General features: G+C 40.7%; 14 protein-coding genes. 1 reads left to right on the forward strand and 13 read right to left on the reverse strand.

The annotated features are described in order from the left end of the window. Positions 1 to 6 precede the first annotated feature (6 nt). The 13 genes from gatA to proB all read right to left on the reverse strand — a co-directional run bounded on the left by gatA (position 7) and on the right by proB (position 16,667). Entirely contained in the window at positions 7 to 1,467 is a 1,461-nt protein-coding gene (gatA, locus tag Q0E08_RS07205; RefSeq protein ID WP_294778440.1) for an Asp-tRNA(Asn)/Glu-tRNA(Gln) amidotransferase subunit GatA, read from the reverse strand. 12 nt (positions 1,468 to 1,479) lie between these two features. Beyond that, positions 1,480 to 1,767: an Asp-tRNA(Asn)/Glu-tRNA(Gln) amidotransferase subunit GatC gene (gene gatC, locus Q0E08_RS07210; RefSeq protein WP_078767968.1), complete on the reverse strand. Its 288-nt coding sequence runs from the start codon at positions 1,765 to 1,767 to the stop codon at positions 1,480 to 1,482. Positions 1,768 to 1,785: 18 nt separating this feature from the next. Continuing rightward, positions 1,786 to 3,543: an aspartate--tRNA ligase gene (gene aspS, locus Q0E08_RS07215; protein WP_294778442.1), complete on the reverse strand. Its 1,758-nt coding sequence runs from the start codon at positions 3,541 to 3,543 to the stop codon at positions 1,786 to 1,788. Between the two features lie 183 nt (positions 3,544 to 3,726). Further along, positions 3,727 to 4,182: a hypothetical protein gene (locus Q0E08_RS07220; RefSeq protein WP_294778444.1), complete on the reverse strand. Its 456-nt coding sequence runs from the start codon at positions 4,180 to 4,182 to the stop codon at positions 3,727 to 3,729. A 242-nt stretch (positions 4,183 to 4,424) separates the two neighbouring features. Continuing rightward, the gene (locus Q0E08_RS07225; protein WP_294778446.1) at positions 4,425 to 6,080 is read right to left on the reverse strand and encodes a DUF4153 domain-containing protein; all 1,656 of its coding nucleotides are present in this window, start codon (positions 6,078 to 6,080) and stop codon (positions 4,425 to 4,427) included. A gap of 73 nt (positions 6,081 to 6,153) precedes the next feature. After that, positions 6,154 to 6,354, reverse strand: coding sequence for a helix-turn-helix transcriptional regulator (locus Q0E08_RS07230; RefSeq protein WP_288527630.1), 201 nt, complete (start codon positions 6,352 to 6,354; stop codon positions 6,154 to 6,156). A 9-nt stretch (positions 6,355 to 6,363) separates the two neighbouring features. Beyond that, positions 6,364 to 6,834: a DUF2975 domain-containing protein gene (locus Q0E08_RS07235; protein WP_294778449.1), complete on the reverse strand. Its 471-nt coding sequence runs from the start codon at positions 6,832 to 6,834 to the stop codon at positions 6,364 to 6,366. Between the two features lie 162 nt (positions 6,835 to 6,996). After that, positions 6,997 to 8,856, reverse strand: a complete 1,860-nt coding sequence (locus Q0E08_RS07240) for a glycoside hydrolase family 13 protein (protein WP_294778451.1) — start codon at positions 8,854 to 8,856, stop codon at positions 6,997 to 6,999. 276 nt (positions 8,857 to 9,132) lie between these two features. Continuing rightward, positions 9,133 to 11,742 (reverse strand): glycogen/starch/alpha-glucan phosphorylase, encoded by a 2,610-nt coding sequence (locus Q0E08_RS07245; protein WP_294778453.1) that lies wholly within the window; start codon positions 11,740 to 11,742, stop codon positions 9,133 to 9,135. A gap of 162 nt (positions 11,743 to 11,904) precedes the next feature. Further along, the gene (locus tag Q0E08_RS07250) at positions 11,905 to 13,329 is read right to left on the reverse strand and encodes a lipopolysaccharide biosynthesis protein (RefSeq protein WP_294778455.1); all 1,425 of its coding nucleotides are present in this window, start codon (positions 13,327 to 13,329) and stop codon (positions 11,905 to 11,907) included. A gap of 18 nt (positions 13,330 to 13,347) precedes the next feature. Next, entirely contained in the window at positions 13,348 to 14,622 is a 1,275-nt protein-coding gene (locus Q0E08_RS07255; protein WP_294778457.1) for a DUF5050 domain-containing protein, read from the reverse strand. Next, positions 14,622 to 15,863 carry a glutamate-5-semialdehyde dehydrogenase gene (locus Q0E08_RS07260; RefSeq protein WP_294778459.1) on the reverse strand — a complete coding sequence of 414 codons (1,242 nt, stop codon included), beginning with the start codon at positions 15,861 to 15,863 and terminating at the stop codon, positions 14,622 to 14,624. The genes Q0E08_RS07255 and Q0E08_RS07260 overlap by 1 nt, the downstream gene beginning before the upstream one ends. A gap of 33 nt (positions 15,864 to 15,896) precedes the next feature. After that, entirely contained in the window at positions 15,897 to 16,667 is a 771-nt protein-coding gene (gene proB, locus Q0E08_RS07265) for a glutamate 5-kinase (protein WP_177665098.1), read from the reverse strand. A 132-nt stretch (positions 16,668 to 16,799) separates the two neighbouring features. On the opposite strand from proB, the gene Q0E08_RS07270 reads away from it, so the two are divergent. Next, positions 16,800 to 18,128 carry a PepSY1/2 domain-containing protein gene (locus tag Q0E08_RS07270; protein WP_294778461.1) on the forward strand — a complete coding sequence of 443 codons (1,329 nt, stop codon included), beginning with the start codon at positions 16,800 to 16,802 and terminating at the stop codon, positions 18,126 to 18,128.

The raw sequence follows: 18,128 nt of genomic DNA on the forward strand, positions 1-18,128 counted from the left end.
CTCCTATTAAAGATTCGGTTTTCTTTTATGCCAGTCGGTTACATTTTGATAAGCATAGCCGGCTGAAAGAATCGTTTTTTCATCAAACGGTTTGCCGATAAGCTGCATACCGATTGGCATTGAATTTGTATCAAAGCCGCAAGGAAGTGCAAGTGACGGCAAGCCTGCAATATTAATCATAACCGTATAAATATCGCCAAGGTACATTGCAAGCGGGTCTGAAAGACCTTCACCCATCTTAAGTGCTGTTGTCGGAGCAACAGGACCGAGGAGAAAATCATACTTTTGGAACGCTTCGTTAAACGCCTTGCAAATAAGTCCCTTTGCCTGAAGTGCTTTCTTATAATAAGCATCAAAGTAGCCTGATGAAAGCACGAAGTTGCCGAGCATAATACGCTTTTTAACTTCCATACCGAAGCCCTCCGAACGGGACTTGAAGTATACATCCGTGAGATTGAAAGCATCCTTTGACTTATAACCGTACTTAATGCCGTCAAAACGGGAAAGATTTGAGCAAGCTTCTGCACAGGCTATAATATAATAGGTAGGGATTGCATATTTAACGATAGGCATATCAAACTCTTCAACATCTGCACCGAGATCTTTGAGAGTTTGAGCGGCAGCTTTTACGCCTGCTACAACCTCTGCATTGATACCCTCGCCGAAGTAATCGTTTGGAATACCGATTTTCTTACCCTTGAGGTTATCAAGTTTAATATCGGCAAGGTCAAAGGCTTCACTTTCCATTGAAGTGCCGTCCTTGACATTCTTACCCTTGATTACATTGAACACACCTGCAACATCAAGAACATCTTTGCCGAGAGGTCCGATTTGGTCAAGTGATGATGCGTATGCGATAAGACCGTAACGGGATACAGCACCGTAAGTCGGTTTAAGACCTGTTACGCCGCAGAATGATGCAGGCTGACGAATTGAACCGCCTGTATCGGAGCCGAGAGCAATAATGCTTTCGTCAGCGGCAACAGAAGCTGCCGCACCACCCGATGAACCGCCCGGAACTCTTGTTATATCCCAAGGATTCTTTGTTGCACCGTAAAATGAAGTTTCGGTTGTTGAGCCCATTGCAAACTCGTCCATATTAACTTTACCGAAAGTTACCATATCGGCATCATTAAGTTTATTGATAACGGTTGCGTTATACGGAGGTTTGAAGTTTGAAAGAATTTTTGATGCACAAGAAGTCAATTTGCCTTTTTCGCAAATATTGTCCTTAATAGCAATCGGAACACCTGCAAGGAGTGATGTGGCCTCGCCCGAATCAATCTTCTTTTGAGCACGCTCTGCCTGCTGCAAAGCAGACTCTTTATCGAGTGAAACATAGCAGTTATAAGTGCCGTCCTTTTGCTCAATAGCCTTTGCAACACTTTCCACCGCATCCATAGATGTTATTTCTTTGTTCTTAATTTTTTCTGCAACCTGAAGGGCAGTCATTTCATAAATTTCCATTCTATTCCCTCCTTAGTCAACAGTCTTTGGCACAACGAAACAGCCGTCCTGACTTTCAGGAGCATTGGCAACAATTTCGTCTGCCGACATTGACGGCTGAACCTCGTCTTCTCTCATAACATTTGTTACAGGGAAGCAGTGGCTCATAGCCTCAACACCGTCTGTATCAAGCTCGTTGAGCATATCAATATAGGTGAGGATGTCCTGAAGTTCGTTGCCGACTTTCTTTTCCTCGTCCTCTGTCAATGTGATACGAGCCAATTTTTCAAGATATTTAATTAAATCAGGAGTAATTTGCATTATATTTGCCTCCAAAAATTATTTGTCCTTTTCAACCGGTCTGCGAAGCTTGATGTGAGTTTCACGAAGCTGAAGTTCGGTTACATAGTTTGGTGCACCGAGGAGCATATCCTGTGCGTTGCTGTTCATAGGGAATGCAATGATTTCACGGATATTCTCTTCATCCTTAAGGAGCATAATCATACGGTCAACACCCGGTGCCATACCTGCATGAGGCGGTGCACCATAGTGGAATGCGTTATAAAGAGCACCGAATTTCTCCTTAACGGTATCCTCGCTGTATCCAGCCATTTCAAACGCCTTAACCATAACATCAGGTCTGTGGTTACGAACAGCACCCGATGAAAGTTCAACACCGTTACAAACAATGTCGTACTGATAAGCCTTGATTTTTGTCGGCTCTTCGTTGAGAAGTGCGTCCATTTCGCCCTGCGGCATTGAGAATGGGTTATGTGTAAAGATAAGCTGACCGTTTTCGTCACGCTCAAACATTGGGAAGTCTGTGATGTAGCAGAATTCAAATCTGTCTTTATCGATAAGGTCAAGACGGTTTGCAAGCTCTGTTCTGATCATACCTGCAAGTTCATTGACAACCTTTGGTGTGTCGCAAATGAAGAACAATGTGTCGTCTGTCTTGAAGTTGAAGATTGAGCGAAGTTCCTCTTTCTTATCATCAGGAAGGAACTTGTCGATAGGGCCTTTGTATGAGCCGTCCTCAAGAACTTCGATATAGCCAAGACCCTTCATGCCGATTTCAAGTGCGTACTTGAGCATCTTTTCAAACCAGCCCTTTGACTGCTTTGCACAACCCGGTACATTGATACCACGAACAGGTCTGCCCTTGAATGCCTTGAATTCTACATCAGAGAAGAATTCTGTGAGGTCAACAATTTCAAGAGGGTTACGAAGATCAGGCTTGTCTGTACCGTACTTAAGCATAGCCTCGTCATAAGGAATTTTTACAAATGGCTTTGGAGAAATCTTCTTTCCTCCGCCAAACTTTTCAAAAGTATCATAAAGAACTTCGTCGGCAACCTCAAATACATCCTCTTGAGTTGCAAAAGCCATCTCAAAGTCGAGCTGATAGAACTCGCCCGGTGAACGGTCTGCTCTTGCGTCCTCATCACGGAAGCAAGGTGCAATCTGGAAGTATCTGTCAAATCCCGAAGTCATAAGAAGTTGCTTGAACTGCTGTGGTGCTTGCGGCAAAGCGTAGAACTTACCCTCGTGCTTACGAGACGGAATGATGTAGTCACGAGCACCCTCCGGTGATGAACAAGTCAAAATCGGAGTAGTGATTTCGGTAAAGCCGAGAGAGGTCATCTTCTGACGAAGATATGAAACAACTTGGCTTCTGAAAATAATGTTGTCGTGAACCTTTTTGTTTCTCAAATCAAGGAAACGGTAAGAAAGACGAACATCCTCACGGGTTTCTCTGCTTTCGCTGATTTCAAAAGGCAAATTCTCTGTGCAAGGATTGAGCACCTTGAGAGTGTCAACCTTTACTTCAAGCTCGCCTGTTGCGATTTTTGGATTGATTGTTTCTTCATCACGCTTAACAACAACACCCTCAACAGAGATAACGCTCTCCTTGCGAAGATGGTTGATAAGGTCATCATCGTTTACAACAACCTGTGTTACACCGTACTCATCTCTGAGGTCGATGAATGCAACACCGCCGTGGTCACGGATTGTGTCTACCCAACCTGCAAGCTGAACTCTTTGGTTGAGATTATCAAATGTAAGCTCGTTACAGTTATGTGTTCTGTATGCCATAATATAATTCCTTTCATGGAAAATTCTGAATAGATATAAAAATCCATATTAACGCTAATATTATAGCACAGTTACCTTGTCACTTCAACAACTATTTTATATTAATTATATATAAATTAACAGTTATTTTAATAAAATAAAATATCCCATTGTAAAAATAGGATATTTTTTAAATCATAAATGCTACATTAAATTTAAAAGATGTGTCAACTGTTCATTTTTAATCGGCACACCTGTAAAAGTATAATCTGAAATATCGGTTGATAAATAATATTCCCCGTCATAATTTCCTATAATTATATTCGAATTCGGACAAACTGCCGAACCGGAATACGAAAAGCTGATATAATACCAACAACCGGTATTTTTTGTGAATGTTTTTGCTTCACACTCATCAACTTTATAATTTTCAAGAGATTCACAAAAACCGATTACATCACCGTCATCAACAAATTGTTTTACTGTCGGTGAACTGTTTTTGGTGATTAAAACCGAAGTTATATTACCGCATTTCAAGTCATCAGTTTTATATATTGTTCTGTCTTTTGTAAACATTTTGCTGTCCCTAAAAACGGATTGATACAAAAACATATTATCTTCATCATTTTCAAGCAAATAATATGCTCTCGGAAGAATCAAATTAGGCTTTTCACAGATTTTATCACCGAGGATAAATTCGGTATTAGATGCAAAATAAAATTCTGTGGGATAATAAATATCGCCGTTATATTCAACAGATATTATTTCACCGTTTTTTCTGTTTTCTTTGACTTATAAATTCGGTAGATAATATTTAAACATATAAAAATCAAATATAACAGTAACGATAATAACAGTTATTGCCGTAAAAAAGGCAATAATCTTTTTGTTTTTTGAAGTCATCACTTGCTCACCTCATATAAACCGGTTACCTTGTTAAGTTTGTAAGCTTTTTCATTGTCCGAATCTTCTGTCATTTCATAATAAGTATCTTCTTCATCTACATAGTAATACTTATCATAATCGGCAAACGCAGAATGATTTGCAAATATTTTTGCACCGTTTTCATCAAGGCTCAAATAGTAATCATAAATTGCGTTTGCGGCAAGCGTGTGAGAATAGTTAAACCTTCTGATATCCCCACTGCTTTTGATTTCTATCGTTTTTAAGTTAAGCACAAGTTCATCGTGATAATTGTTGCCAACAATATTATAAAGTTCTTCTTGGGCATCTGCATTTCCGTTTTTTGCAAGAGAAATGAGATACGGCACGGCACTGTCGGAAAGGTCGGCAATGTTGCCCACATCAAGATTTTCAAGCGTATGATTATTATATGCCTTGATGTTGTAATCTGCAATTCTTGCATCAACATTTGAATAAGAAATTGCTATCAAAAGAGCGGAGCAAAAAACGATAATCGTTTGCATATACGGCACTTTCGGAGCAAAGATATGGACAATCAGCATCACGATTACAACAAGCATCATAAGCATAAAAGCAAACACCAAAATGCGATTTTTTGAAAGTCCGTAAACGCTGACATTCATCACCATTTTTTGCATTGCCACGATTACAAGCAGTGCTGAAAACACAGACACAAAGGTGCAAAGTGCCTTTAGCAGTTTGCCGTTTTTGCCTTTTACAAAAGCAAAGATTATGCCGATAATAGCTAAATTGATTGCACAAACCATGCACATCTCATAAAATCCACGGCGGGCAAATTCCGAAGCGGTATTTTTGTAGCCCTCCGGCAAAATATAGGAAAACGCACTGAAGAAATACGCAAGCTGTGAAAAAAGATACAAAAGATATGTTGCGGAAATCACGCACAAAAACGAAGTGCAAACCGTGTACGGCAGTTTTTTACGCTTTTTGGGCTTGCCTTTTTCGCTCACAGTATTCTTATGTCTTAAAGAAAACAAATAAGAATAGCAAAGCGGAATCAAAATCAAAGTTACAACAAGTTCGCCCATATACGAAGCAAATTTTGAAACCACACCGCTGACAAGTCCCTCAAACGCCGCATCCGACTTTACAAGAAGCGGAACAACGGCACACAAAACAGGAATTGCAAGCAACACTCCGACAAGAGCGGACAGCGACTTTTTATCTTTTTTCTCCCCTGCTTTAACCGAGCCGACAACATCCGGCATAGCCTTGAATACTCCGCAAGTTAAGACTTTGAGCGAAGCGGTCATTATTTTATACGAGCCGAATTTTTGCTTTTCGTCTGTATACGACACACAGTAGAGCACATAAAGACCAAGTGCCGAAATCGGCATCAAAAACTGTGTTATGCTGTCGTTATAGAGAGTTACGGGAATTGAGGACACTACGCCCAAAGCACCGTAAACAGTTCCTATCGGTGACGGCTTTTGATTTTTGCCAAGCAAATACACCGTTGAAAATGCAAAAGAAAGCACATACGCAAGTGTAAATCCCAAACCTATCGCTTTGGCAAAAAGCACAAAATCAACAAACACAAAGCATAAAACCGCTACCGAAAAAATTAACATTTTATCTTTTTTATCAAGCGGCGAATATTGTTTTTCAGTCATAACAACACCTCCGAAAAACTATGAACAGGTCAGTTCCAAGGTCGGGAGGATGGTATCCTCCCATACGGTTTAATTATTCTCTATATTCCAAAATATCGGCAGGCTGGCAATCAAGTTCTTTGCAAATTGCATCAAGGGTTGAAAAGCGAATTGCCTTTGCCTTGCCTGTTTTGAGTATTGACAAATTAGCCTGTGTGATACCCACACGATTGGCAAGTTCAAGCGAGGACATCTTGCGTTTGGCAAGCATAACATCCAAATTAACTACAATCATTTTGCCCTCCTATATTGTCAAATCGTTTTCTTCTTTAATAAGATTGCCGGCTTCAAAACAAGACTTGAGCACATTGCAAATAAGTGCCATAAAGTACTCTCCGAGAGCAAGAATAAGCATATAAATAACAACAGACTTGTTTATGGCGAGAATCAGAACAAATGAAATCAAGCCGACACACCCTGCGTAAAAACAGCACCAAACAATAACCTTCAATAACTTGGCTATTTTATTGCAAAAGACATTCTCGTTTTTTACATTTTGCATAATGACATCAATACAAGCAAGAGCAATATACCCTGCCGGTGCAACACAATAAAACGGTGCAGTTATCCAAACGCCGTTAAAGGCGTTGCCGTAGGAATTATACTGCTCAATACTTCCTTTTCCGAGGAAATACGGAACCAAAAATAATGCGGCGGTTAACCCAACATAACCTATACGAACAACAAATTGTGTAAATTTAGCCGAAGATTTCATAATAAAATACAGCCTTTCTGTAAAAAATTGGTTTTCGTTTTTTATGTTATACCACGAAAATTATCGTTTGTCAATAATTATTTATCATTTTTCAAAATAAGTTTATTGAAAAGCGAAAAACAAAAAAAGAACTCAAACGAGTCCTTTTTGTTAGGTAATATACTATTCTTTTACTTTGGTTAACAAAGTATATCGCATAGGTTCGAGGTGAACATAGCCGTCAACCGAAACTTCATCAAAAAAGTTATAGGCATTATCCCACCGGTCACCGACAAAAATATCAACATCGGTGTCATCAAGATTGACAGCCACCAAAAGTTCGCTGTTTTCATCCGTGCGGACATAAGCAATGGTTTTGTGTTCGCTGTATAGCGGCACAAATTCGCCTTTTGCAAGCACCTTGCAACCGATTCGAATTTCTCCGAGTCGCTTATACCAACGGAGAAGCTCGGTATTAGGTTCATCCCAATTCATACAAGCACGGTTAAACGGGTCTTTAAGTCCTTCCATACCTATTTCGTCACCGTAATAAAGTGACGGCACGCCGGGCAAGGTATACTGAATAAGCGATGCGATTTTCATAAGTGAAATTCCGCGAAGATAATCGTACTCCGACAATTTGTTGTGCACATACTGCCAATGTCTGCCGTAGCCCTCACAACTGTCACCCGCAAGGCGACTGATTGCACGCTCCGTATCGTGAGTGCCGATATGATTCATCAAAACATTTGTAACCTGTGGCGGATAGTTTTCAACAACCGTCATAATACGGTCAAAAAACTCATGAGCATTAGGATATTTTACAAAATCCAAGATTGAATTTGCAAACGGATAATTCATAACGCTATCGAGCTGTTCTCCGAGGAGATAGCGACGACGCTGGCCGTATGCAAACTTTGTGGTTGCGTCTTCCCAAACCTCACCGATAATAACGGCATCGTTTTTTTCCTCTTTAACAGCCTTTCGTAAGTCATCAAGGAACACATCGGGAAGTTCATCGGCAACATCAAGACGCCATCCGGCTATGCCGCATTTGAGCCATTTACGCAAAATTCCGTCTTTGCCGCAAATATATTCACGATAGCTTTCATCTTCCTCGTTAACCTCGGGCAAAAGCTTAATTCCCCACCACGAATCGTATTCATCGGGATAATTGATAAATTTATACCACGAATAATACGGACTGTTTTGGCTGTTGTACGCACCGATGCTGTCGTAATTATTGTACAAATTAAAATACTTGCTGTCGCAGCCTGTGTGACTGAACACGCCGTCAAGAATAATCGAAATACCGTACTCATTCTTGGCAACCTTGCAGAGTTTTTTCAAATCTGCTTCCGTTCCCAAAAGAGGGTCGATTTTTTCGTAATCGGCTGTGTCGTATCTATGGTTGGAATTCGCCTCAAATATCGGATTGAGATAAATGCAGGTTACGCCCAAATCCTTTAGGTAAGGGAGTTTTTCCTCAACGCCCAAGAGGTCACCGCCGAAATAATCATTGTTCCAAATACCGTTCATCTGTTCTTCACGCCAAAAAGGCTCTTCGCCCCATTTGCGAAGAACACGGCTTTTTCTGTATCCTGTTTTTTTCTTGCCGGAATTATAAAAGCGGTCAGGAAAAATCTGATAAATTATACCGCCCTTGAGCCAATTAGGAGTGGCAAAATTCTTGTCATAGACCGTTTGCTGAAAGTCGGCACCGTTAGGTGAAAACTCTCCGTGACCGTGGCCCATATTACGCACAAAGCTTTTGCCCCACGGAGTATCAAGTTCAAAATGATACCAATAAAGTCCGGGGGTGTCGGCAACAAAATGAAGTTCCCAATACTCCTTGTCGTCACCGCACATACCTGCCCAAAACATAGAATTGTAGACATTATTTTCATTTTCCTTGTGAACACAAAGAGTAGCCCCGCTGCATTTCATTGAGCGAGGCACGATTATACGAAGTTTTACAGGCTCATCGGTTGCGATGGCACGGATTTTATCTTTATATTCTTTACTGCGAGAATTAAATACCATATTATCACACAACAACTCCCCTTTAGGCTGCCGATAAAGTCCCTAAAACACGCCAAAGCAATAGACCAACCACCTAACGCCTCCCTTGTGTAAAGGGAGATGGCAACACAAAGTGTTGACGGAAGTATTGTAAAAGTACCGCAAACATCGAATTTGCGGCACTTTTGGCGTTTTTCGTTTTTTACTCAGTCGAGGTATTTATATACATCTTCCTTCGCAAGAAAACGAAATTCAGAAACTTTCTCAACAGCCTACATATAAGGGGAGTTTTCAAAATTATTTTTTCTTTGATTTTGAAGCCGGCTTCTTTTCAGGAGCTTTTGGTGCTTCTTTCTTTGGAGCAACCTTTTTCTCTGTTTTCTTTTCAGCCTTTTTCGGTTCTGCCTTTGCTTCTTTTTTTATTTCCTTTTCAGGCTCTGCCTTGGTTTCGCTCTTTGGAGCCATAGGCTTTGATTTTTTTACTGCCTTTGGAGTTTCCTTTGCAAACTGAACAGGCTTTGTGTGCCAAATGTTATTTGCATAATCCATAATGGAACGGTCGGCAGAGAATACACCTGCACCCGAAATGTTCATCAAAGACATCTTAACAAACTTATCTCTGTCGGCATAAGCCTTTGAAATTTCTCTTTGAGCACGCTGATAATCTGTAAAGTCCGCAAGTGCCATATAAGGGTCGGTGTTGACAAGTGAATAGTAAATCTCATCAAACTTCTTGCCGTTTACACCGTTTTGCAAGAACGCCATTGCCTTTGCAAGTGCTTCGTTATTTTGAATATAACTCTGTGGGAAGTAGCCTGCCTTTTTGAGCTGTTCAACCTCAGGGGTTTTCATACCGAAGATGTAAATATTTTCTTCACCTACGGCATCGTGAATTTCTACATTTGCACCGTCAAGTGTGCCGAGAGTTATAGCACCGTTGAGCATAAGTTTCATATTGCCTGTACCCGAAGCCTCTGTGCCTGCAAGTGAAATCTGTTCGCTGATATCGGCAGCCGGCATAAGCACCTCTGCAAGAGAAACATTGTAATCTTCAAGGAACACAACCTTGAGTTTGTCATTCACATCAGGGTCGTTGTTGATAACCTTTGAAAGTGCATCGACAAGCTGAATAAGTTTCTTTGCCATAAAGTAGCCCGGAGCAGCCTTTGATGCAAAAATATAGGTCTTTGGATAATAATCCGCATTTGGATTTTCCTTGAGCATCTGATATTCCGAAATAATATTAAGAATATTAAGCTGCTGTCTTTTATATTCGTGAAGTCGTTTAACCTGAACATCAAAAATAGAATCAGGGTTAATATCAACACCGTTACGCTTTTTGATAATCTTTGCAAAGCGAACTTTGTTTTCGTGCTTGATTTCGTCAAGTTTTGCAAGAACTTTTTTGTCGTCCTTAAACTGACGGAGCTTTTCGAGCTCGTCACTCTTTGTGATAAAGCCGTCACCGATAAGAGAAGTGATGTAATCGGTCAAAGCAGGGTTTGCCTGGCAAATCCAACGGCGGAATGCAATGCCGTTTGTTACATTACAGAACTTTTCAGGGGTGAGGTTATAGAAATCGTTGAATACGGTTTCCTTAAGAATTTCCGAATGAAGAGCGGAAACACCGTTTACGCTATGTGAACCGATAACGCAAAGATTTGCCATACGAACAACGCCGTTTGAAACGACTGCCATACGCTCAACCTTGTCTGCATCATAGGTTGCCGACCAAACATATGCACGGAAGCGGTTATCAATTTCCTTGGTAATTTGATAAATACGAGGAAGCAAACGAGAATAGAGTTCTTCGCTCCAGCACTCAAGTGCTTCTTTCATAACAGTGTGGTTTGTGTATGCAACCGTACGGGTAACGATTGACCACGCATCATCCCAACTATATCCGCATTCATCAAGCATAATTCTCATAAGTTCGGGAATAGCCATTGTCGGGTGAGTATCGTTGATATGAATTGCAACCTTGTCGGGAAGATTATCAAGAGTACCGTACTTTGTGAGGTGACGCTGAATAATATCCTGAATTGAAGCAGAAACAAGGAAGTACTGCTGACGAAGACGAAGTGACTTGCCTTCAGGTGAATTATCTGCAGGATAAAGAACCTTTGTAATAGCCTCTGCCATAGCGGATTGTTCCATAGCCTTCATATATGAACCCTCGTTGAAAAGGGTCATATCAAGTTCAGGCTTCTTGGCAGCCCACAAACGAAGTCGAGAAACGCCCTCGCCTTTACCCGAAACATACATATCGTACGGAATAGCCTCAACAACATTGGCATCCTTATGATTTACATGGTGGAAGTCGCCGTCCCAGCTATCTTCAATATAGCCCTCAAAAGCGACTTTGCAAGAACGCTCCTCACGAGGAACAAGCCAAACTTCGCCGCCCGGAAGCCAGAAATCAGGAAGTTCTGTCTGCCAGCCGTCAATCAACTTCTGCTTGAAAATACCTGCTTCATAGCGAAGTGAATAACCCATTGACTGAAAGCCTGTTGTTGCAAGACCGTCAAGATAGCAAGCCGCAAGACGACCCAAACCGCCGTTGCCAAGACCTGCATCGGGTTCCTGCTCATAAAGATTATCGAGCTTTACGCCCATTGATGATAAAGCTTTGTCGAATGTTTCTGTAAGGCCGAGATTATAAAGATTGTTTTTGAGTGAACGACCCATCAAGAATTCCATACAAAGATAATAAATCTGTTTTGAATCCTGACCTTTAGCCGTATGTCTGAAATCGCTGTTTTTCTTTGAAAGTTCGTCACGAACAATCATAGCAACAGCTTTATAAAACTGTTCATCGGTGGCAACATCGGGTGCAACACCGAAGAAATGAGAAAGCTTATCGGCGATAAGCTTCTTTGCTTGTGTTGTAGAAATAGCTGTTTTCATACAATTCCTCCAAAAATTTATTTAAAAATGATATGTTACTTCTTAATTTTTGTATATTGTACACTAAAAATGCAACTTTTTCAATAGTCACAGCCAAATATATACATTTTACACAAAAACACAAAAGACCTCTTGTATAAATAAGAAGTCTTTTTGTAAAAATCACTTGCTTTTCTTTAAAAATTTGCCAAAAATCTTGTTTGCGAGTTCTTTTATAGGCTTGAAATTTACCAAAAGCATAGCCAAAACAAGAGCCGATTCGATGCCGTACATCATTGCTCCCGACTTTAGCTTTATCATAACAACGCACTGAACCGCAAGGATTGCAACCTCGGCAATAAGAAGCGGAGCATTGAAATTGATTGCGATATATTTTTTGGTGTTTGCCCCTCTGAAAATAAACACAACGGCAAATGCGATGACAGTTGCTATTGCTGCACCGATTGCACCGATATTTGGAATCAAAATCAGGTTGAGCACAATATTTGTCAACGCTCCCGACATAGCCGTAACCATAGCCATAACCGACTTTTTTTCTGCCATATAAACGGACGCAAGGAAGTTTACAAGGCACGAAAGAGTTGTTGCGATAATCAAAACAGGAACATATTTCCATGAATCGTAATAAACCGGCTTAACCAAAATTTTGGTGATAAACTGGCAGAACAGAATCAGTCCCGAAGAAACGGCAAATATACCGCCCGAATACACACGGAACACCTTTGTAAAGAAATCCGCCTTGTCCTCGCTGTCGTATTCATCAACAGCGGACAACTGCCACGCATCAATAAAAATTGAAGAGAACATAACAACAAAGTTCGGAATTTTTGAAGCGGCTGTATAAAGTCCGTTTTCGGCAGAGCCGATAAAGCCCGTTACCATATATCTGTCCGACACATTGATTATCCACCACAAAATAATTGTCGGCATAAGAGGAACAGAATACTTGAGCATATCAAATTTTGTTTTCTTATTTACCTTATGAAAGTGGAGGTCGTTCCACAATTTTGTTGCAACAAAGAGGAACACAACCGACATAAAATCTGATGCGATAATAGCAAGAACATAGCCGGTAACGCCCATATTGAGCGGACCGAGGAACAAAAGATTAAAGAGCAGAGTTGTTGCGGTTGCTATAATGCCGTCTATTGCAAAAATCCTAACCTGTCCGCAACCTCGTACAAACTGCTGGCAAAGCTGACGCATACCCGAAACCAATACGAAAAGATACAGTAACGGAGCATAATCGCCGAGAACCATATCATTGATTTTTATCAAGGTCACGGGATAATAGAAAATCAAAAATGCCAAAAAGCCCTTAATTGTTGTTCGCACGCCAATGGTAAAAACATCGCTTTTGTTTTCGTTCTTATCAAGAGCAAAGCGAAGTGCCGCACTGTTTATTTGCAAAAACACAATAGGAATGAGCACATTTGCGGTTTGCTGAATAAGATCGCCCGTAGAATACTGTTCAGGCAGAAGTTTGCCTGTAACATAAGGCATAAGCAAAAAGGACAAAATCTTTGAAGAAAATGTACCGATTGCAAATATTATTGTATTTGTGGCTAATTTTTTATACTTATCCAAAAATCTTTACCTCTTAAATTAGTAACTCCATTTGCCGTCGCCAAAGGTCATAACATTTGACGAACCTGTGAGATTTGATGACGCACGATAAATCTTGTCGCCGTTTGAACGCTCACCGATAATAAAATCATATTCGCCGCCGTGCTGAATAAACACATCATCACTTGCCGTAACATTGCCGGAAGAAAGCATTGTTTTTGTAGCGTCGCTGTTCATATTAAGTTCAAACATCTTAAACTTATCGCCGTCAAGGTCGGCATAGAACATTCTGTTTTGGTCAACAACAACAGGCTTGCAAAGGCTGACGCCCTCAACCAATGTGACCTTTTTTTGTGAACCGTACTTTTGACGGATTATATTATATGTGCCGTCGGCTTGTTTTTCGTAATAATACATAAAGCCGCTTTCCATAGATATGGAAGTAATTTCTCCGTTTGCACTTTCGGTTCTGAAATTCTCGGCTTCGCCGCCTGCGGACGGAACACACAGATACGAAACATTGCCCATGGTATCCTCACTTGTAAAGAATACTCTGTCAAGCGAAATACCGATTAAATTAACCTTATCTCCATAGCCTGAATAAAGCACCGTAGGAGTAAAGTTTTGAGTATTTACGGCAACAACCTCGTTATTTGTTGAAATGCAGTAAGCAGTTGTGTCATAAATATATGCAAGCATAACATTATCGGCTACCTTGGCAAGGTTTTTGCCTGTTTTTGTAACCTTATATAGAGCGTGGTCGCTTTCGTTAACGAAATAAAAGTAATCGCCTCTGATGTTAAATGAGGAAAGTGTGTCGCTCGATTTATAAACGCAGGCATAGCTTTCACTCTCGGGCAAGAACTTGTAAATACCTCTGCCGTCCACGATATGATAAACAATGCCGTTATCCTTATCCACCTTGCCGCCGTTTAAAAGATTGCCTATCATAGCACCTTTTTTAGCCGCTTCAAATTCAAAATCCGAATGGTCAAGATACGACACCTGAGGAAGCGTTGTGGCCTCTGTTGTGGTTTCACGAGGGGCGGTTGTTGTGGTAGTTGTTGTTCTGCCGATGATGTTTTCATCAACAAAATCGGCAACCTCTCTATTTTGCAAAACGCTGCTGAAGTAAAAATCGGTGAAAATATATTTTACCGACAAAAGTCCTGCCGCAATAAGAACAACAAGCACGGCAATAATAACAAGCAAAGCCTTGCCGAAGCCGCCTTTTTTCTTTTTTCTCTTTTTCTTTTTTCTTTTATTATCAACCTGTGGTTGAATATATGCGTAATCGTTATTTTTCTTTTTCATTATCTGACTTGTCCGTCTCCGTAAATCAAATATTTTGTTGATGTAAGCTGTTCAAGACCCATAGGTCCTCTTGCATGGAGTTTTTGGGTTGAAATGCCGATTTCTGCACCGAGCCCAAACTCCGCACCGTCCGTAAACCTTGTTGAAGCGTTTACATAAACCGACGAAGAATCAATGCACTTCAAAAACTTTTCGGCATTTTCGGTATTTTCGGTAATAATAGCTTCGCTGTGGCCTGTTGAATTTGCATTGATATGAGCAATCGCCTCATCAACAGTATCAACAGTTTTTACGCTGATTATATAATCAAGGTATTCGGTTGCAAAATCCTCATCCGTTGCCGGCACAACAAGTCCGCACGCCTTTTGTGCACGCTCGTCACCACGGATTTCAACATCCTTTTCCTTGAGCTTTTTTGCAATAACCGGCAAAGCTTTATCGATAATCTTACTGTTGATAACAAGACTTTCGCAAGCATTGCACACAGATATTCTCTGCGTTTTTGCATTGAATATAATCTCTGCCGCCATATTAATATCTGCACTTTCGTCAACATAAATATGGCAGTTACCCGAACCGGTTTCAATTACAGGCACGCTTGAATTTTCAACAACAGCCTTGATAAGACCTTTACCGCCTCTCGGAATAAGGCAATCAAGATACTCGTTCATATGCATCATATCGTTTGACGACTGCCTTGAAGTGTCGCCGACAAGTTGAATAACATCCTGCGGAAAACCTGCCTTTGCAAGTGCCTCTCGCATAATATCGGCAAGAGCGGTGTTTGAATTTATAGCCTCCTTGCCGCCACGAAGAATTACGGCATTGCCGCTTTTAAGGCACAGAGCCGCCGCATCGACGGTAACATTAGGGCGTGCTTCAAAAATTATACCGATGACACCCAAAGGCACGGTAACTTTTTTAATATCAAGTCCGTTATCTTTTTTGTATTCTGACAGCACTTTGCCGCACGGGTCAGGCAAAGAAGCAACCTGACGGGCACCGTCTGCCATAGCCTTAATTCTGTCGGCATTAAGCATAAGGCGGTCAATAAGTCCGTCATTCAAACCGTTTTGTCTGCCGTTTTCTATATCAACATTATTGGCAAAAACGATTTTATCAATATTTTCTTCAAGCATATCGGCAATAATACCGAGAGCGTTGTTTTTTTGTTCTGTTGTAACCTGGGACATAAAGGTAAGCGTTTGCTTTGCCTTTTTGCCCTGTTCAAAAACTGTCATATCAAAACTCCTGCGTTCATTCGGAAAAATATATCAATTAGGTAAAAATTTTGTGCCGACATTTTCGCCGTCAAGCACATTATAAATTTTCTTTGGTGTGACACCGTTCATAACAACAACAGGAATACCCGCATTGTTTGCGATTTTTGCCGCCTTAACCTTTGTTGCAAAACCGCCCGTTCCCTTTTCGCCTGCACCGCCTGCAACCGCTTCAATCTCCGGAGTAATTTCTTTTACAACCGGAATAAGTTTTGCATCGGGATTTTCCGACGGATTACTGTCGTACAAGCCGTCTGTATCGGTGAGCATAACAAGCAAATCCGCATCAATAAGTTCTGCCACCGTTGCAGAAAGGCAATCATTGTCGCCGTTTAAAAGTTCTTCGATAGACACGGAGTCGTTCTCGTTTACAACCGGAATAACACCGTATTCAATAAGCTGATTGAATGTGTTTGTAAGGTGCATCTTGTTTTCCTTATTTTCAAGTGCATCATATGTAAAAAGAAGTTGCGACACAATAACATCGTATTCGCCGAAAAATTTGTCATAAAGGAACATAAGCTCGCCCTGACCGACAGCGGCTGCCGCCTGTCTGCCCTTTATGCTTTGGGGCTTTTTATGCAAACCGAGGCGTGCTGTGCCTATTCCGATAGCACCCGATGACACAAGAATAACCTCGTGACCCATATTGTGCAAATCGGCAAGAACGGATACAAGTTCTCCGATTTTTTGAATATTTGTTTTTCCTGTTTTATGAGTAAGGGTGGAAGTGCCGACCTTTACTACAATTCTCTTCTTTTGCATAAAAATTTTGCTCCAATATTATAATTCAGTTTAATATTATAGCACAGTAATATTTGCGTTGCAATTAAAAAGATGTATTTTTGGCTAAATTGTGTAAACAATAGTGGTGAAAAATGATAAAGGAGTATAGATATGACAAAAAGAAGCTATATCAGAATTGTATCTTACATCGGTTTTATGCTTGCGGTCATAGTAATTTCAAGCGTTATAAGTGCAACTAATATGAAGGCATACAAGACCGAACTTGAGGTTTCGTACCAACAAAGTCTTGCGGAATTTGCCGAATGTCTTGACAAAGTTGACACCGACATCACAAAAAGTCTTGTATCAAACTCAAAGGGCGAAGTGTACGATTTAAGCAGAGATTTATATGCACAATGTTCAACAGCAAAAAACGCAATGAGCCGTCTGCCCGTCAGTCAAATGGAGCTTGGCAACGCATACAAATTTTTGAGTCAATGCAGCGATTATGCACAATATATCGGCAGTAAAATCGACCAAAACGAAGTCATAACCGAAGAAGAACACCAAAACTTAAAAAATCTGCTCGGTTATGCACAAAAATTCAGCGAACAGGCTAAGGATATGGTTGCAACTGTAAACGCCGGTGCAATGATTACCGAGGGCGAAGTTAAAAGCATTAATCAAATAAATGTTTCTCCGCTGTCAAACAGTTTCAGTGCAGGTGCGAAAATTTTTGAGGACTTCCCCACTCTGCTTTATGACGGTCCGTTTTCAGACCAAGTGCTGAACAAGGCGTCAAAACTTGTAAAATCCGCTGATGTCAAAACTCGGGAAGAATGCAGAAAGATTTTTGCAAGTGCAATCGGAGCGGATGTAAACAATGTATCATACGAAACCGATGACAAATCAAAAATCCCGTGCTATACCTTTAAATGCGGAAGATACACGGGTTTGGTGACAAAGCAAGGCGGATATATCAAAGAAATCTTATATTCGGGCAGAATTCAAAATTCAAACATCACGGCAGAAAACGCATGCAACCTTGCCGTAAAAGCACTTGAAGAACTTGGATATTCAAATATGACGGTATGCTACTACAATGTTGAAAACAACATTTGCACGGTTAACTGTGCATACCAAAAGGACAATGTATGCTACTATTCGGATTTAATCAAGGTAGGTATTTCAATGAATGACGGCGAACTTGTTAGTGTGGACGCAAAAACATATCTCACAAACCATACAAGCAGGAAGCCGAAAATCGCAAAGCTTTCTACAAACCAAGCAAAGAAAAAGCTGTCAAAATACCTTGAAGTAAAAAGCTCAAAAATGTGCGTCATTCCAAAAGAGAGCGGCAAAGAAACACAATGCTACGAATTCACCTGCAAAAGCAAGGACACAGGCGAGGACACCCTTGTTTACATCAACTGCGACACAGGTGAGGAAGAAGACATTATGATGGTGTTAAAATCGGCAAGCGGTACTTTGGTAAAATAA

Source organism: uncultured Eubacterium sp., from assembly GCF_934561735.1.
In the GTDB taxonomy this organism is placed as follows: Bacteria; Bacillota; Clostridia; order Oscillospirales; family Acutalibacteraceae; genus Eubacterium_R.